Origin of the sequence: Romboutsia lituseburensis DSM 797, from assembly GCF_900103615.1 — a bacterium.
GTDB lineage: Bacteria > Bacillota > Clostridia > Peptostreptococcales > Peptostreptococcaceae > Romboutsia_F > Romboutsia_F lituseburensis.
Map to the genome: position 1 here is coordinate 98,707 of NZ_FNGW01000002.1, position 18,042 is coordinate 116,748.

Sequence of the window (18,042 nt, forward strand, 5' to 3'; positions counted from 1 at the left end):
AATTTTAAAGAAGATTTTTTTATATATTAATAAGGAGGGTTTATGTATAAAGAGGGTTTTTCTATAATCACTGTTACTAACCGTAGTTATTGCATAAAAAATTTAATACAAAATTATATTAACCAAAACTTCAAATCTAAAGAACTAATCATCGTTATAAATTCTAATTTAGTATCAATTGAGGCTTTTAAAATTTATGAACAGATTCCAAATATTAAATTATTTAAGCTAGATGAATCTATTTCACTTGGTCAATGCCTAAACTTTGCAATTTCCAAATCTATATATAGTCATATTGCTAAATTTGATGATGATGATTATTACGGACCAAATTACTTAAATGAAGTATATAATACATTTTTATCTATTAATTGTGACATAGTTGGTAAAAATAAAACTTATTATTATTTTGAAAAATTCCGTAGATTAATGATAAAAAAAAATGGAATTGAAAATGACTTTTCTCCATATATAATGGGTTCTACAATTTGTTTTAAAAAAGATATTTTTAATAATGTAAAGTTTAAAAATATCTCATCTAGAGAAGATTATTATTTTAACAAAGATTGTATAAAGAACGGTTATAAAATATTTGCCTCCTCTTCTTATAACCATATTGTTTTTAAACACTCTGATAATAATAAACATACATTTTTATCTAATATGGATATATTAATTGATAGGTGCGAGATTGTACTTTCTAATATTTCATTATCTGATTGTTTTAAAATTGTAGATTTCAAATAAAAATGAGCTAACTCTACTGAGATAGCTCATTTTTTATTTAAAATCTTATTTAAGCAGTTTTTTCTTCATTAACCACAACATTTTCTTTAGCGAAAGCTTCTTTATCTAACTTTCCAAGTGAATTACCAACAGTTATAGCTGTTGTAGTAGCACCATTTACATTTATCATAGTTCTACCCATATCTAGTATTGGATCTATTGCAAGTATTCCACCAGCTAATGGGAAATAAGCCCCAAGACCAACACCAGATACAACTACTGAGACTGCCATTGTAGCAGTACCAGGAAGACCAGCTATACCTAATGAACTTATAGTTATAACAACTAGTAACATAACATAGAAGCTTATATCTTTATCTACACCAGCCATGTTAGCTATTGTTATAGCCATTAATGCCGGATATATACCAGCACATCCATTCATCCCCATATTAGCACCTAAACTAGCACTAAAGCTTGCTACACCTTCATCAACACCTTGGTTTTTAACAAGTTTATCTATAGTTACAGGTAACGTACCTAAACTTGAACGAGATGTGAATGCAAGTAATAAAGGTTCTGCAGCATTTTTTATATATGTTATTGGATTTAATCCATTTAATGTTATTATTATTAAGTGAACAACAAATAGTAAAGCTGTAGCTATATAAAGTGCAGCAACAAATTGTACAACTGCTAACATTGAAGATAATCCTCTAGCTGTTATCGTATTTGCAAGTAAAGCAACAACTGCATATGGCATAAACTTTATAACTGTCATAGCAACGCTCACTATTATCTTATAAAACGCTTCTACTAAATCTACGAAAGGCTTTACAACATCCATATATTTCTTCTTCATTCTATTCGTAGCTATACCTATGAAAGATGCAAATATTATTATTGCAACTATGTTACCATCAGCCATAGATAAAACTGGATTTGCAGGCAATAATCCTCTTATAGTATCAACTAAAGGTACTATTTCCTTCATCTCTGGAGCTTCTATCCCACTTACATCAAATCCAACCCCTAATTTCATTACATTACCAACTACTATCCCTATTATAGCAGCTAATGCAGTAGTCCCAAGTAGCATCCCAAGAGTTCTGAAAGTTAAAGCTTGTAAATTATCTCCTTCTTTCATATTTATTATAACTCTTATTATAGATACAAATACCATTGGCACAACTAACATTTTCAATAGATCCATAAATCCATATCCAAATAAACCATACCACTTACTTACTTCATTTAACCAAGTAACCTCTGCTGGATTTTCTGGAAGTCCAGCTACAAATTGTATTATAACTCCTAATATAAGACCTATTATTGTTGCATATATTGTCCTTGTTGAGAATGCAACTTTTTTCTTTTCAAATTGCTTAACAATAAAAAATGTTCCTATTAATACAGCTATAAACAATATTGTTTTAATGTCTGTAATCATAAGAAACTGTGATAAAAACGAACTTTCTCCCATCCTTTACTCTCCTCCATGATGTAAAATATTTTATCCTTAATATAATTACCCTCAAGTAAACTCTCAAAAACAACTTTGTTAAATAATTTTTTAACCATTTAAGATATTTTTATTTTTAGCTTAAATTTTCTATATAGTATATATTTTTTATTAAAACATCCTTTTCAGTTAATTATTTCATTATTTTTTCAAGTTTTACTTTATTTACAGTTATTATGATATATTATTAACATTTTAATGTCAATAATATTTTAAAGTTTTTTTAACTTTTTAAAGTTTTTTCTATATTTTATAAGGTTATTGAACCTTTTAACTTGTTTTTTAGGATGAAAATTCGTTTTCTTACTTTATTTTAGTTAATAAACTAATCATTTAGTAAATTTTGATAACTTTATTTATTAAGTTTTATATTGTATACAATTAATATTTAATTTATTTTTAAAATTAACTATCTTTTTTAATTTTGTAAATTATATATTTAATTAAATTCGAACTTTAAATATTTATAAATAAAAAAAGTATTGATTTTTCAACCAATACTTTTTATTTATACATATTTAATTTACATATTTAATTCTGGATATAAGATTTTAAATATTTTTATATTTTTTTCAATCTTTGGAACATAGTATTCTTTGGCATAAGCTCTTCTATCAATACTATCTTCTACTTTGTTTCGTACATTCCATTCTTGTACCATTTTGCTTAAACCTTGATCTTTAAATTTAGATAAATAATATGCTCCTAACTTTAAGCTAGTTTTATTATTTGTTAGGTCACTAGGTTTAAAATTATTTATTTTTAATTCATTTGCTAATTTAATTGAAGATTCATCACTAAATCTTAATATCCCATTATTAGTATTTTTCTCATAATCTTTATCTTCAAATCTTGATTCAAAATTACCCATTGCCGCTAAAATATACGGGTCAACATTATATTCCTTAGAAACAGTTTTTATATCTGATATATCTTTTACTGGATATACAATTTCTCTAGCAAGAAGTGAGCCTCCTATTACTACTAATAGCAATGTTATTACTATTGATAATGATTTTTTCATAACGTCCCTCCTAATTTTGCTTAGTTACTATATTAAAATAAAACTTAGAAGTAATTAAATAATAAACTATATATATTATTGAATATGGTATTAATGTCCATATCATTACTATCGCTAAATTTTGACCAAACATATTACAAATAACATAATTTGCTACTATACTGTGTAAACTTCCTAAAATTAATGGTAAGAAGAAATTAAATCCAACTTGTTTATATACAGATGATTTTATATCATCTTCATCTACTCCCACTTTTTTTAATACAGTGTATCTAGGGGCTTCATCTTGAGCTTCAGATAGTAATTTAAAGAATATTACACTACCTGTACAAACTAAGAATACTAGTCCAACAAACACACCTATAAATACCATTATTCCTGAAGATGTGAATTCATCCTTAAAAATTTTATAATAAGAATATACATAACTTGACGCTGATCTTTTATTATTACTAGCATCATAATATTTTTCTGTTAATTTTAAAACTATTTTATTAAATTCTTCACCATCTTTTTGGTTTGTTATATTGTATGAGTAATAATTTTGTGATTCATTATTTTCTTTTAAATCTTCAAACATATTATCTGATACAACAATTGTATCTGCTGAAGTATATGAGTTATATAGCTTCTCATCTACATATGATTTAAATTTTAATTTAACGTCTTTACCATTATTATTTAAACTTATAGATTTATTTTCATTAGATATTGATTGTTTAGAGTATACATGGATAAACTCATCATCATTTATATTTTTTAATTGTTTTTCTCCATTTGTTTTTAATATCTTATTTAAATTCGATAATGATATTAATTGATAATTTTCCTCAAATCCAAATTGATTTTTTTGAGATGAGTTTAGCATTATATAGCTATATATAAATTTATCAATTAGCTCATGTTTTTTTGATTCATGTAATGCTTGTTCAAATTCATTTATATAATCTTTATTATCAATTGTTAAAGTATAAGAATATGGACTTCTTTCATCTACTATTTGAGAACTCATAAAATAAACTGATATTGATGTGCCTATAGCTGTTAAAGTTGTAGCACTTAATATAGCTATTATAGCTAACATTTTTGCATTACTTCTTATTCTATAAAGTAATTGAGATGTAGATATCATATTTAGTCCTTTATAGTACTTTGATCCATTCTTTTTTTGCCTTTTAATTATAAAATACATAAATGAACTAAAGAATAAAAAAGTTCCTACTACTACCATAAATAGTGTAACAAGTGCTGCAAGAATTAAATCCATTCCATTCAATGTAGATATATATATTACATATCCAGTAAATATACATATTATTGATAATACAGCTAGCAATTTAGATTCTTTTTTAGACTTTTCAGACATACTTGATGCTTTAAATAGTTCTATCAATTTAAACTTGTATATTATAGTATTGCTTTGATAAGCAATAGCTAAAAATATTAATATAAATAATATAAAAGTGTCAAAAACTCCTTTAAACGATACTGCAAAACTTATATTTAAATCTAAAGTAATTAGTTTTATAAGTATCATTAGCATAAACTTTGAAAATACTATTCCTGTAATTATTCCTATGGCAAGTGCAACAACACCTATCATTAATGTTTCAAAGAATAAAAGAAATCCTATCTCTTTGTTTTCAATACCTAATAATGCATACAATCCTATTTCTTTTTTTCTCTTCTTTATAAAGAAGCTATTTGAGTACCATATAAATAAAGCTGAAAATAGCGCTATTATAACTGATGCTGATTTAAATGCTGTTGATGCCTTAGAACTTGATGATAAAGCAGCATCAATACTTGGATTGTATTGTAAATTTTTAAATGAATAATATATTGCAACTGTAAAAACTATAGAAAAGAAATATAAAAAATAGCCCTTTAAGTTTTTTTGTATATTCTTTTTAGCTATATTAAATAAGATCACTGTCTCCACCACCTATCAATGATAATACATCTAAAATTTCTTTAAAGAACTCTTTTCTTGATCCATTTTTTATAATTTCTTTAAATATTAATCCATCTTTAATAAATAAAACTCTTTTACAATAACTAGCTGCAAATGCATCATGTGTAACCATCATTATTGTTGCATCTTGTTCTTCATTTAGCTTTGTCATTGCATTTAAAAGATCTGTAGATGATTTAGAATCAAGTGCTCCAGTCGGTTCATCTGCTAATATTAGTGAAGGATTTGTAATTATAGCCCTTGCACAAGCAGTTCTTTGTTTTTGTCCGCCTGAAATTTCATAAGGATACTTTTCAAGCAAATTTTCAATTCCTAGTGTCTTAGCAATTGATCCTACAGTATTATTTATTGTTTTTTCATTTGCACGAGCAAGTGCTAAAGGCAATGCAATATTATCCTTTACCGATAATGTATCTAGTAAGTTAAAGTCTTGGAATATAAATCCTAAGCTTTCTCTTCTAAACTTTGATATTTGTTTATTATCTAGGTTTGTTATATTCTTTCCTTCTATTTTTATATCTCCACTGGTTGCCGTATCTATAGTTGAAACTATATTTAAAAGTGTACTTTTACCAGCCCCAGAAGGCCCCATCACACCTACAAACTCTCCTTTGTTTATATCAAGGTCTATTCCATTTAACACAGTTTGTGTATTTTTTTGTGTTCCATATAATTTTTTTAAATTTCTAACTTCTAGTATCTTTGCCATATATACTAACCTCCTTTTATTTATTACAGGATTTAGTATATATTTTTTTATAATTTCTTAGTATCGATTTAGCTGTCATTAAAATTACATCTTTGTAAGATTTATAAAAAATTTCCTTCGCTTAAATCACTGCATGGACGCTACATAAAAAATAAAAGCTATCTCTTTTATTTAGAGATAGCTTCTAACTTTAATTTATTTGATTCATTTAACCAATCTATTATATCTTTTATTACTTCATCTTTATTTATTTCATTTAACATTTCATGTCTTCCATCTTTATATAATTTACAACTTACATCTTTAACCCCTAAATTTTTATACTGACGTTCTAGCCTTAATACACCTTTCCCATTTTTACCTACAGGGTCTTTATCTCCTGACATTATATGTATAGGCAAATCTAGTGGTATTTTCTTTATATTTTCCTTATCTTCTAATTCTTTTAGACCATTTATAAAGTCTTCAAAGAATCCGCATGTAAATAAAACTCCACAGAAAGGATCTTCTATATATTTATCAACTTCTTTTTCATCTCTACTTAACCAGTCAAAATCAGTTCTAGGAGATTTAAATCCTTTATTGTTTCCTCCAAAAATTAAATTATCTAATATTTTACTTCTATGGTTTCTTCCATTTTTCTTTATTTCATATTTGATTACCTTTTGAGCTATATCTAATATAAATCCATGCTTTCCATTAGAGCCAGATAATATAAGACCATTTATTTTTTCAGAATATTTCATTATGTATCTTTGACTTGCAAAAGATCCCATACTATGTCCAAATAAATATATTGGTAAATGTTTATTTTCTTGTTTTATTATGTCTGTAAGAATTTTAATATCATCTACTAAATAGGTAAATCCATTTTTATCAGCTAAATACCCTACATTTTCTATAACTTTTGCAGTTTTTCCATGCCCTCTATGATCATTTATGTAAACTATATATCCATTTTCAGTTAATATTTTAGCAAAATATTCATATCTTATTGCAGTTTCAGACATACCATGAGCTATTTGTATACATCCTATAGGATTTATATTTTTAGGTTCCCACTTATATACATGTATATCTAGGTTATCACTGCCTTTAAAATAAAATTCCTCACATTTCATTTTATCTACTCTCCCGACTAATGTTATAATTTCTATAATTATATCAAATCAATCTATTTTTTAATAGTTACTTTTCTATTTATTTTTTTTTGAAAACAAAAAAGAAAATAATTTATACGATTGTAAACTATTTTCTTTTTTTCTTTATATATTTCTTAGTTCTAACTTTTTTTGTTCTACTTAAATCTCCAACTAAGCTTTCCTCTGCCCCTGCTATAGTTGAATTTACAGCTGCCTCTTCGGCTCCATTTTGATTTGCTTGTTCTAAAGCCTTTTTAGCTGCTAGATTTCTTTGTGCTACTCCTCTTTTAGTTCTTATTAAAGCTAAATCAGAAGACATCATACTAAAAAATACAATCAGTAAATCTAAATCATTATCATTTAAATCATCACCTATAGAAAATGCAGCTAATGAAGCTAACAAAACATAATCTGCATAAGATAAATTTTCTAAACCTATATTAAGATTATTATTAGAGTTACTTGTAGTTTTATTTGAATCACAGTTAGAAGAACTTTTCAAAGAGTTATTATTAGAATTTCCATTGTTAGCAATTGTAGTTGATTCTTGTGTTGATTGTCTAGATCGAACTTTTACTTTTTTCTTTCTAACCTTTTTACTCATAAGCTTTACCCCTTATGTATAATAAATAATATTCTTTAAATTTTATTCATTATACATAGAATTTATTATAATTTTAATTTATAACTATTGTTCTTTAACCATACTTCTTCATCTTTATATGATGGCATTATTCTACCAACAAATCTATAAAATTCTTTAGAGTGATTCATATGTACTAAATGACTAAACTCATGAACTAGTATATATTCTATTGATTTTGGTCTTGCCATTGATATTTTAGAGTTTATATATATATTTCCTTTTGAAGTACAAGATCCCCATCTCTTATTTTGCTCTTTTACTTTTATACAAGTAGGGGCTAAGCTATTCATTATTTCTGATTTATTTTTAAGTTTTTGTAATTTTTCTATAACAATTTTTTCACTTTCACTTTTATACCATTTCTTAAGTATGTCTTTCAAATTACTTTGACTTAAATCATTACTTTCTATTATAATTTTATTTTTACTTATATATACATTACTATTACATTTAGTGGATTTTATAATATTCAAATAATATATATCGCCTAAATAATAAAGTTTTGTTCCATCTTCAAATATAATTTCTTCATTTAAATCAATGTCTTTATATTTTTCTAACTTCTTTAATATCCAGTCAGACTTACTTTTTAAAAGTTTTTCTAAGTTTTTAATATTAATCCCCGGAGGACTTATAATTGCTACCTGATTTTTAGGTTTTACAGTTATTGTTACATTTTTACGGTTTCTATATATAACGTCTACCTTTATTTCACTACCCTTATTAAACATTATTATTTGTTTATTTATTTTAATCACCTACTTATCTTCCCTTATGGTGTAATCATGCTTTCCTTGCACGTAAAAAATTATATCATAAGTTATTCTTTAGTAAAAATAAAAACACCTTAATGTAAAATTAACATTAAGGTTATTTTTTATTCTTATATCTTCTACTTATAGTAAACTCCCCAAAATGTTTCTATTACATCATCATCTGGTGCTTTTGTTAACTTAGATACTATAATAAACATTACTAAAGATATTAATAGTGGTAATACAATAGTATGAGTACCAAAAGGTCTAACCCATATTTTACTAAATAACACATATGTACCTATACCACTTATTATAGATGCTATAGCACCTTGATAATTTGCTCTTTTCCAATAAAGACCTAGTATTATAGGCCATAAAAATGTAGCAATTATACCTGCATTAGCATATAAATTTAACCATACAATTAAATCAGGTGGATTAATTGCCACTAAATATATTGCTATTCCTAAAACAGCTGTTGATATAATACTTATCTTACCTATTTTCTTAGAATCTGATTTTAAACTTGGTTTTATATAGTTAACTACTATATCATTTACTATAGCACCTGAAGCAACTAACAATTGAGAATCTACTGTAGACATTATAGAAGCCAATGGCCCTGCTAACAATATTCCCGCTATAACAGATGGGAACAACTGAGTAGTAAGCGTTGGTACAACTAAATCACCTGATTCTATACCCATCACTAAAGTTGATCCAAAAGCACCTACCATGTGCATCCCTAAAAGTAGTATCATAGATACTATAGTCCCATACTTTATACCTTGGTGCAAACTTTTAGTATCTTTGTAACTCATTGCCCTTTGTGATACTGATGGTATTCCTACAACAGCAAACCCAACTAATATCCAAAATGATGTTACCCATAATATAGTCATATTACCTTCTGTTACACCAAAAGGAGTTATCATACCTGGATCAATACTTGCCATGTTTTGTACAATATTTGAAACTCCACCACCTGCAATAACTGTTCCTACAAATATAGTTATTGTTGCTATCGTCATTATTATACCTTGTATTGTATCTGATATTGTTACTGCTCTAAATCCACCTATTACTGTATGTACTATAACTGTAACTCCAAAAGCAGTTAATGCTATATTGTAATCAAGACCTACTGAGCCTTGTAAAAGTCTAGCTGCCCCTACCCATTGAGCTGCCATTGCTGATATAAAAAATACTACTATAGATATTGAGGTTATCACGACTACAATATCAGACTTATATCTTTCTCTCAAAAAATCTGTTATAGTAACTGCATTTATTTTCCTAGATATAATAGCAAACTTTTTTCCAAGCACTGCTAATGTAAAGTATCCTGTTGGCATTTGTGCCATAGCTAAAAATACCCATCCTAATCCTTCTGTATAAGCCGTTCCCGGTCCACCTATAAAGCTTCCTGCGCTTAAATAAGTTGTGACTAAAGTCATAGCAAGTACAAATCCGCCTAATCCTCTTCCTCCAGTCATATACTCATCCATAAATTCATTCTCTTTATTATTTGATTTTCTGGCTTTATTAACAAACTTCATAGAGTAAAAACCAACACCAAATATTGCTATGAAGTATATTATTATAGGAACTAAAACTCCTAAATTAACATTTTGCATTATTTAAACTCCTTTCTATATTTTTCTACTTCTTCTTCACTTAAACCATCTAACGACATATCTTTAAAAAATTTATTTATCATTACTACTGTTAATATAGAAAATAAAACGCCACCTACTATACAGCTCATGAAAAACCATGTAGGTAATCCTAATATATATGTATATTCAGATATATCTTTTTTTCCAAGTCCATATCCAAATCCAAACCACCATATAAGATTTACAATTCCAAGTCCTAATCCCATAAGTGCCTCTTTATTGCACTGTTTAAATCTAGGATCTTCTGTTATTTTTTTATTATCTTTCATTGAATTTGCTCCTTTCAGACTAGCTTATACTTAAGATTTCCTTTATTTTGATTTTGTAATCTATTTTTATTATTTTATCTAAATCTTATTGTATTATTTTTTGTCTAAATTTGTCTACTATTATTTTGTATACAAAATAATTTAACATGCAAAATATAAATTTTTAATTAAAAAATAAAAATGAATCACTTAGCTTAAGTGATTCACTTTTGTTCTTAATTATATAAATTTCCAATCCAGAAATTCTGAGGTTGTTGATTTTGTTCTATCGGAATAATATCATAGCCTTGTTCAGTTAAATGTTTTAAAATTCCATCTAAGGCCTCCACTGTTTGCTTTTTCTCATGAATTAATATAACTACCTCTTTTTTGTTTTGAGTATATCTTTTAACGTTTTCTACTATTTGCGTTGAATTAGATTTCCAATCTTGTGTATCTAAATCCCAATCCCATAACTTGTATCCTGCTTCAACTAGCATCTCATAAGATTTTGTTGGAGTATAAGGTTTACTTCCATATGGTAACCTTATTATATTTGATTCTAAGTTGGTGATTTCATGAAATGTTTCTTTATTTTTATCAAATTCTTCTTTTGCAGATACATTACTTTTATATAATTCGTGTATATCATGACTTACACTATGAAATCCAGCTGTGTTTCCATTATTTATTATATTTTTAACTTGTTCTGGATAAGTTTTCATATTTCTATCTATCATAAAAAATGTTGCTTTAGCATTATATTTATTTAAAGTATTTATTATAGTATCTGTGTATTTACTTGGACCATCATCGATAGTTATATACGCTATTTTTCTCTCTTCACTTTCTACTACATTATCATAAGAATTATCATAGCATATATTAATGGTGCTATTTGAGTTTGCGTATATATCTTTTATATTTGATATACAAGTTCCTATTGTAATCACACTTGTACTTAATATTATGGCGAGTGTTTTTCTTAAATTTTTATGCATGTTTTGTTCCTCCTATTAGCTTTATATTTATATAATGTCGTTTTTAGGAACATCTTTTATTTAATTTTCGATTAGACGTTTATTGCGACAAATAAACCTTTTGAATTTTGGCTTCTATTATATTATTAGTCAAAAATTTTGTTTTATCACCATTCTTTTAAATTCCAAAAAATATATAAACATAAAAAAAAACCCAAAGCAAAGCTTTGAGTCTCTTTATTATGCTACTTTATTTGATTTAGTTTCTAATCCATTTTTATTTGACATATAGTTATAAACTGGTAATCCTATAGCTGTTATTACAAGGCCACCTACTGATATCATAGTTGTTTGCATTCCTGCTAGGAATAATTGATTTACTATAACAAATAGTCCACTTAATATAGCTATCATTGGTATCACAGGATATAAAGGTACTTTATATGGTCTGTGTAAGTTTGGTTGATCTTTTCTTAACTTTATTACCCCTATAAATGTTAATACATAGAATATCCATATTGCAAATATTGATAAATCTGTTAATAAGTTAAATTGTCCAGATAAAGCATATAATGCTGATAATATTGCCATAGCTATTGTTGCATTAGCTGGTGATTGAGCATTGTTTAACTTTGATAGGAAATTATATCCTGGTAAAGTTTTTTGAGAAGCTAGTGTATAAGCTATTCTTGGTCCTGTTAATATATATCCGTTTAATGCACCGAATACTGATATTAATATACCTACAGTTATTATTTTACCACCAACTGGTCCAAATATCTTTTCTGCAACTAATGCTGCTGGTGCTGCTACTGATGCTAATTCATGAGCTGGTGCTACCCAAAGGTAAGCTAAGTTTATAGTTAAGTAAACAGCCATAACTAATGATAATCCACCAACTATTGCTTTAGGTAAATCTTTACCTGGGTTTTTCATTTCTCCAGCTAAAGCTCCAACATTTATCCATCCATCATAGGCAAATAGTACTGCTATTAATAACTGTCCTAATACCCCACCTATGCTTATACCTTCTCCTACTAATGGAGTTAGTATTTCATTTTGTCCTGATCCTTTTATAAATCCAAATACCATTATTAATACAAGAGGTATTAATTTACATACAGTAGATACAGTTTGTATTGCTCCACCTGTTTTAGATCCTAATGTATTAAGAGCTGCTACTAATAATATTATTCCTACTGCTAAAGGAAGTTTTAATGCTGGATTTCCCATTAATCCAGTTGCTTGTTCTGCAAATATAACTGCTAACGCTGCTATAGTTGCCGGGAAGAATAATACCGTTTGCATCCAACCTGTTAAAAATCCTAATTTTTTACCATAAATCTCACTTATATAAGTCATCATTCCGCCTGTTTTAGGTATCGCTGCTGAAACCTCCGCAGCTGTAAGTCCAGCTGTTATAGTCATTATTCCAGCTAATACCCATGCTAAAATTCCAAGTCCTGGTGCTCCTCCTGTTGCTGAATAAACCGCTTGTGGCTTAAAGAATACTCCCCCACCTATAACCATACCAACAACTGTTGATAAAGCAGCAGCCATACCAAGATTTTTTTGAAGTCCCTTGTTTTCCATGTCTGTGCATCTCCTTAAAAACATATAATTTATTTTTTTATCAGTTCATCTTACATCTATAATTATAATGTTTTTTTCAGTCATTTCAATACATTTTTTACTATTTTTCGACACTTAATTTTGAAATTATGTTTTTTTAGAAATTTTATTTTATAAAACGTTATTTTTTTTAATTTTCTATTAATTAAAAATATTTAGTATTTGTTGGATATATTGATATTTAAATGTTTGATACAATAAATATATTTGAAATATAAACAATTTTAGATTTTTTGCTTCGGAGAAATGTTTTCCTATTATTTTTTTAAATATAAAAAAATTATAAAATCATAGTTTTTACTTTATTTTTTGCCATATTTTTATGATTTTTGTCTTATTTTTCATAGTATTTAATAAATACTAAACTCAAATTGTAAATTGTAGTTCATATTTATTTTTTTCTAAATATTATAAATATCCTTAATTTTTAATTATTATTAATCTATAAGGATATTTATAATAACATTTAAAATTTTATAGAATCTATAATATCATCAATCTTTTCATATGCTTTATTTATAGCTTCTTTTTTTTCTTTTTCTGTAAATCCAGTTCCATCTACTAAAAATTCTTCGAATTTCTTAATTCCCATAAATTTCATTATATCTTCTACATAACTTAAACCTTTATTAATTGCTGGTTTTAATAACCATGGTATATGTGCTCCTGATGACTGTACATATACAACTGTTCTAGGTTTATCATTTAATAATCCTTCTGGTTTACCGTTATCAAAGCTTATTGTTTTTTGATCTTGCATTATGCAGTCTATATATTCTTTTAATGGCGCTGGAAACGATAAGCTCCACATTGGTGCAGCTATTACATACACATTTGAACTTATAAATTGATCACATAAACTTCTTATTTTTTTTATTTCTCTTTGATTTTTATCATCTAATTTTTTTGTGTCATTTTCATCAACTATACAGTTTCTTTTTTCAAAGTATTGGTATTCTAATCTTGGAATATGTTCTTTGTATAGATCTATTTCTTCTACTTCAAAATCCTTATTTTTTTCTAAAAATCTATTTATAAGTTCTTTTGCTACTGTTTTACTTGCTGATAGTTCTTCTGGTTTTGAATTTACACTAATATACAATAACTTCTTCATACATATCCTCCTTAAATTATTAGTTATATTATTATTTGTACTAAAATTTAATTTATTCTCTATGTATAGTTTCAATGAATTAAGTAAATTAATTTTTTTTAAATAATTCAATCAATATGTTTAGTATTTAATTGATGGGGTATATACTTAATAGAATCCTAAAAATAAAAGATTTATAAATCTTCTCGTTTTTCAATTAAATAAAAAAGACAGGTGCATAACCTGTCTTTTTTATTATTTCATAATTTTTTTTACCATATTTAATTTTTTCTTATATGGAGGTAGCACTATTTTTATATCTATTTTAGTTGATTTTTTAACTATTGATTTTTTATAAGTGAATGTTTCAAAACTACTTTTACCATGATATTTTCCTATACCAGAAGTTCCAACGCCTCCAAAAGGCAAATAGTTTGATGCTACATGACTTATTGTGTCATTTATGCAACCGCCTCCAAATGCAAATCTATTTATAATATCTTCTGAAAATCTGTTATCTTCTGAGAAAACATATAGTGCTAATGGCTTAGGATGAGCATTTATATATATTTTTATATCTTCAACAGTTTTATATTTTATAACGGGCAGTATAGGTCCAAAAATTTCATCTTCCATGACTTTATCTTTTAGTGTTATATTTTTTAATATAGTTGGTGATATAAATTTATTTTCTTTATCAATTTCTCCTCCAAAGATTATTTTATCTTTATCATGTTCTAAAATTTCAGCTAATCTATTCATGTGTCTGTCATTTACTATTCTTCCAAATTCATTATTTTTTGAAATTTCATTTCCATAAAATGATTTAATTGATTTTTCTAAAGCTATACACAAATCATCATATATATCTTCATGTGCTAAAACATAGTCTGGTGCTACACATGTTTGACCCGCATTTAAAAGTTTCCCCCACATAATTCTATTAGCACTTATATCTAAAGAAGCTGTATTATCTACGATTACAGGTGATTTTCCACCAAGTTCTAATGTTATTGGTATTAAATTTTTACTTGCCTTTTCCATTACTATTTTACCTACATTAACACTTCCTGTAAAAAAGATATAGTCAAATTTTAAATCTAATAAGCTGCTATTTACCTTATAATCACCTGTAATCACTGTTATATATTCATCTCTAAAAGCTTCTTTTATCATCTCTTCTATTATTTTTTCTGTATTCACAGTATACTCAGATGGCTTTAAAACTACAGTATTTCCGCCTGCAATTGCGCCAACTAAAGGCTCTATTAAAAGTTGAAATGGATAGTTATATGGACCTATTATTAACACAGCTCCATAAGGTGCACTATAAATTCTTGATTTACCTGGAATTTGCGCAATATCATTTTTAACTTTTTGTACTTTAGACCATTTTTTTATATTTTTTAATGCATGTTCAATACTACTATATACAAATCCCACTTCATTTGAATATGATTCAAATTCATGTTTTCCTAAATCTATTTCTAAAGCATCAATTATTTTTTTTTCATATTTTTTTATAATATCTTTTAATTTTTTTAAATTTTTGATACGTGTATCTATGTCTATATTTCCAACACTATCTAAATAGGATTTTTGCTTTTGTAATATTTTTTCATAAGTATTCATAAAATCACCTCATTCTTAAATTATATATGTAATATTTTTTTATTTCATCTATAATTTTTATACAATACTATTTCATAAAAATAAAATAGACCTAATACTATTATTTAAATACTTGGTCTATTTTATTAATTTACATTAGTATTAATTTTTCAAATTAGTCTCAACTTCATTATCATCGTAACTTATCCAATCACTAAAGCTTCCTGCGTATACTTTGTGATTTATATCAGCTTCATCAAGTGCTAAGCTATTTACAGAAGCAGTTATTCCAGAACCACAATACACTATTACTTCTTTATAATTATACAGTTCTTTGAAATGTTCTTTTAATTCTTTTACTGATTTTAGTTCTATTTTTTCATCTACTTTATTAAATATATCCATCCAAAAATAATTTAGTGCACTAGGTACATGCCCTGCTTTTTTATCAACAGGTTCAAACTCTCCTATGTACCTTATATTTTCCCTTGAATCAACAATAGCTATATCTTTGTTGTAAAGTCTTTCTCTTATATAATTCATATCAACTTTCATTTCTTCATTTATTTTAATATTAAATAAACCTTTATCGTTTTTAGTTGCTACAGTGTTTATTTCTCCACCTATTTTTTTAAATGCTTCAATTCCATCCCTAAGTACATATACATTGTCATGACCTAAGTACTTTAATGTCCACCAAAGTCTAGATGGTCCAGCTAAATCACCTTCATCATAACAAACTATAATAGAATTATTGCTTATACCTATATTTTCAAAAGTTTCTTTTAAGCTTTCTATTGATGGTAATGGATGTCTTCCACCATGCTTCTTTACTTCGTTTGACAATTGAGTTTCAATATCTAATCTTACTGATCCCTTTATATGACCTTGTTCATAACTTTTTTTTCCATAGTCCTTATCCATTAAGCTAAATCTACAATCTACTATAATTAATTTTTCATTATTTATATTGTTTTTTAGCCATTCTACACTTACTAAATTACTCAATCTAATCACTCCTCAATAATATACGTTTTATAATATGTCATATTATTAACATTTCAAACCTTTTCCTTACATTATATCAAATTATTTCAAATCACAATATATAAAATAATTTTGAAATTTGTATATAATCAATAAAAAAGCGTATCTATAAATAAAATTAATCATTTTTAGATACGCTCTTGAAATCTATTGTAAATTTAAAGTAATATATCCATTACCTTGAAGCCTTCTTGATAACTGCAATGCTTTTGTAAATTTAATGAGCTGAGCATAGTATTCTGATTCGGTCATATTTCTCTCAAACTCTTTATTTGCCCATTCTATAATTATTGCTAAAGCACCTGATACATGCGGAGTTGCCATACTTGTTCCACTTAGTGTCGCGTATCCTTGATTTTTATATGTTGACAAAATATTCACTCCTGGAGCAACTAAGTCTACATATAAATTAGAGTTGCTAAATGGAGCAATTCCTTTATTTGAATCTATTGCACCAACCTCTATTACTTCATCATATGCACCTGGATAATCTAATTCATCAGTTTTTACATTACCCTTATCACCTCTATTACCAGCTGCACATACAACTAATATATTGTTATTAACTGCATTTAAAATTGCATTATGCAATTCTTTCGTATCTTGAGGCCCTCCAAGTGACATAGATATTATATTTACTTTTTTAGATACCGCATAGTTAATAGCATTTATAATCCACTGCATTTTTCCTGACCCACTTTTATCCAATGCCTTTAATATTAATAAACTTGCTCCTGGGTGCAACACCTGTTATACCAACTGGTGTTGTATTTGCAGCTATGGTTCCAGCAACATGTGTTCCATGACCTTGATAATCATCAAATATATCTGGATTTGAATTATCATCCGAAGTAAAGTTTCTACCGCCTATAATTCTACCTTCTAGTGCAGGATGTTTCGTATCACATCCAGTATCTATAATTGCAACAACAACTCCTTTTCCTGTATAGCCCTTCTTCCAAGCTTCTGTCGCATTTAACATTGTAACTCCATATGGAATTGTATAATCTAATTTATTAACTTCACTTTCTACTGTAAACGGTGTTAAGTTTAAATTTTCATTCATAATGAATCACCCTTTATATAAAATTCATTACTTTTATATGAATATAAGTAATTTAAATCAAAACTTTTAAACTTATATTTCATAATTAGAATATGGATTTTATATATAAAAGGTTACATTTTTGGGGTATAAATACTAAATATTCAACTAAGAATATTTATATAATAGTTATTTTAATCAATAG

At 26.6% G+C, this 18,042-nt stretch carries 17 protein-coding genes; 1 reads left to right on the forward strand and 16 read right to left on the reverse strand.

What is annotated here, in order from left to right; translation table 11 throughout:
• The first annotated feature begins 42 nt into the window (after nucleotides 1-42).
• The gene (locus BLP75_RS03660) at nucleotides 43-747 is read left to right on the forward strand and encodes a glycosyltransferase family 2 protein (RefSeq protein ID WP_092723019.1); all 705 of its coding nucleotides are present in this window, start codon (nucleotides 43-45) and stop codon (nucleotides 745-747) included.
• Nucleotides 748-796: 49 nt separating this feature from the next.
• Here the strand turns inward: BLP75_RS03660 and BLP75_RS03665 are convergent, their stop codons facing one another.
• The 16 genes from BLP75_RS03665 to BLP75_RS18480 form a co-directional block, all read right to left on the reverse strand.
• Nucleotides 797-2,209 carry a cation:dicarboxylate symporter family transporter gene (locus BLP75_RS03665; protein ID WP_242872375.1) on the reverse strand — a complete coding sequence of 471 codons (1,413 nt, stop codon included), beginning with the start codon at nucleotides 2,207-2,209 and terminating at the stop codon, nucleotides 797-799.
• Between the two features lie 562 nt (nucleotides 2,210-2,771).
• Entirely contained in the window at nucleotides 2,772-3,272 is a 501-nt protein-coding gene (locus BLP75_RS03670) for a transglycosylase SLT domain-containing protein (RefSeq protein WP_092723021.1), read from the reverse strand.
• 10 nt (nucleotides 3,273-3,282) lie between these two features.
• Entirely contained in the window at nucleotides 3,283-5,205 is a 1,923-nt protein-coding gene (locus BLP75_RS03675) for an ABC transporter permease (RefSeq protein WP_170139146.1), read from the reverse strand.
• Entirely contained in the window at nucleotides 5,192-5,956 is a 765-nt protein-coding gene (locus BLP75_RS03680) for an ABC transporter ATP-binding protein (RefSeq protein WP_092723025.1), read from the reverse strand. Before BLP75_RS03680 ends, BLP75_RS03675 begins: the two co-directional genes overlap by 14 nt.
• Nucleotides 5,957-6,123: 167 nt before the next feature.
• Entirely contained in the window at nucleotides 6,124-7,077 is a 954-nt protein-coding gene (locus BLP75_RS03685) for an alpha/beta hydrolase (RefSeq protein ID WP_092723027.1), read from the reverse strand.
• Between the two features lie 127 nt (nucleotides 7,078-7,204).
• Nucleotides 7,205-7,702 carry a hypothetical protein gene (locus BLP75_RS03690; protein ID WP_092723029.1) on the reverse strand — a complete coding sequence of 166 codons (498 nt, stop codon included), beginning with the start codon at nucleotides 7,700-7,702 and terminating at the stop codon, nucleotides 7,205-7,207.
• 65 nt (nucleotides 7,703-7,767) lie between these two features.
• The gene (locus BLP75_RS03695; RefSeq protein WP_242872376.1) at nucleotides 7,768-8,502 is read right to left on the reverse strand and encodes a M48 family metallopeptidase; all 735 of its coding nucleotides are present in this window, start codon (nucleotides 8,500-8,502) and stop codon (nucleotides 7,768-7,770) included.
• 134 nt (nucleotides 8,503-8,636) lie between these two features.
• Nucleotides 8,637-10,139 (reverse strand): sodium/pantothenate symporter, encoded by a 1,503-nt coding sequence (gene panF, locus BLP75_RS03700; protein ID WP_092723031.1) that lies wholly within the window; start codon nucleotides 10,137-10,139, stop codon nucleotides 8,637-8,639.
• Nucleotides 10,139-10,450 carry a YhdT family protein gene (locus BLP75_RS03705; protein WP_092723033.1) on the reverse strand — a complete coding sequence of 104 codons (312 nt, stop codon included), beginning with the start codon at nucleotides 10,448-10,450 and terminating at the stop codon, nucleotides 10,139-10,141. The genes panF and BLP75_RS03705 overlap by 1 nt, the downstream gene beginning before the upstream one ends.
• A gap of 215 nt (nucleotides 10,451-10,665) precedes the next feature.
• A complete protein-coding gene (locus tag BLP75_RS03710; protein WP_092723035.1) occupies nucleotides 10,666-11,430 on the reverse strand; it encodes a polysaccharide deacetylase family protein in 765 nt (254 codons plus the stop codon).
• Nucleotides 11,431-11,649: 219 nt separating this feature from the next.
• Entirely contained in the window at nucleotides 11,650-13,002 is a 1,353-nt protein-coding gene (locus BLP75_RS03715; protein WP_092723037.1) for an APC family permease, read from the reverse strand.
• A gap of 505 nt (nucleotides 13,003-13,507) precedes the next feature.
• The gene (locus BLP75_RS03720; protein ID WP_092723039.1) at nucleotides 13,508-14,155 is read right to left on the reverse strand and encodes an FMN-dependent NADH-azoreductase; all 648 of its coding nucleotides are present in this window, start codon (nucleotides 14,153-14,155) and stop codon (nucleotides 13,508-13,510) included.
• 234 nt (nucleotides 14,156-14,389) lie between these two features.
• Nucleotides 14,390-15,766, reverse strand: a complete 1,377-nt coding sequence (locus BLP75_RS03725; protein WP_092723041.1) for an aldehyde dehydrogenase — start codon at nucleotides 15,764-15,766, stop codon at nucleotides 14,390-14,392.
• Between the two features lie 141 nt (nucleotides 15,767-15,907).
• Nucleotides 15,908-16,753, reverse strand: coding sequence for a sulfurtransferase (locus BLP75_RS03730; protein WP_170139147.1), 846 nt, complete (start codon nucleotides 16,751-16,753; stop codon nucleotides 15,908-15,910).
• 186 nt (nucleotides 16,754-16,939) lie between these two features.
• Nucleotides 16,940-17,539, reverse strand: a complete 600-nt coding sequence (locus tag BLP75_RS03735; protein ID WP_278335041.1) for a S8 family serine peptidase — start codon at nucleotides 17,537-17,539, stop codon at nucleotides 16,940-16,942.
• Nucleotides 17,493-17,858, reverse strand: coding sequence for a S8 family peptidase (locus BLP75_RS18480; protein ID WP_278335042.1), 366 nt, complete (start codon nucleotides 17,856-17,858; stop codon nucleotides 17,493-17,495). Before BLP75_RS18480 ends, BLP75_RS03735 begins: the two co-directional genes overlap by 47 nt.
• Between the last annotated feature and the right edge of the window lie 184 nt (nucleotides 17,859-18,042).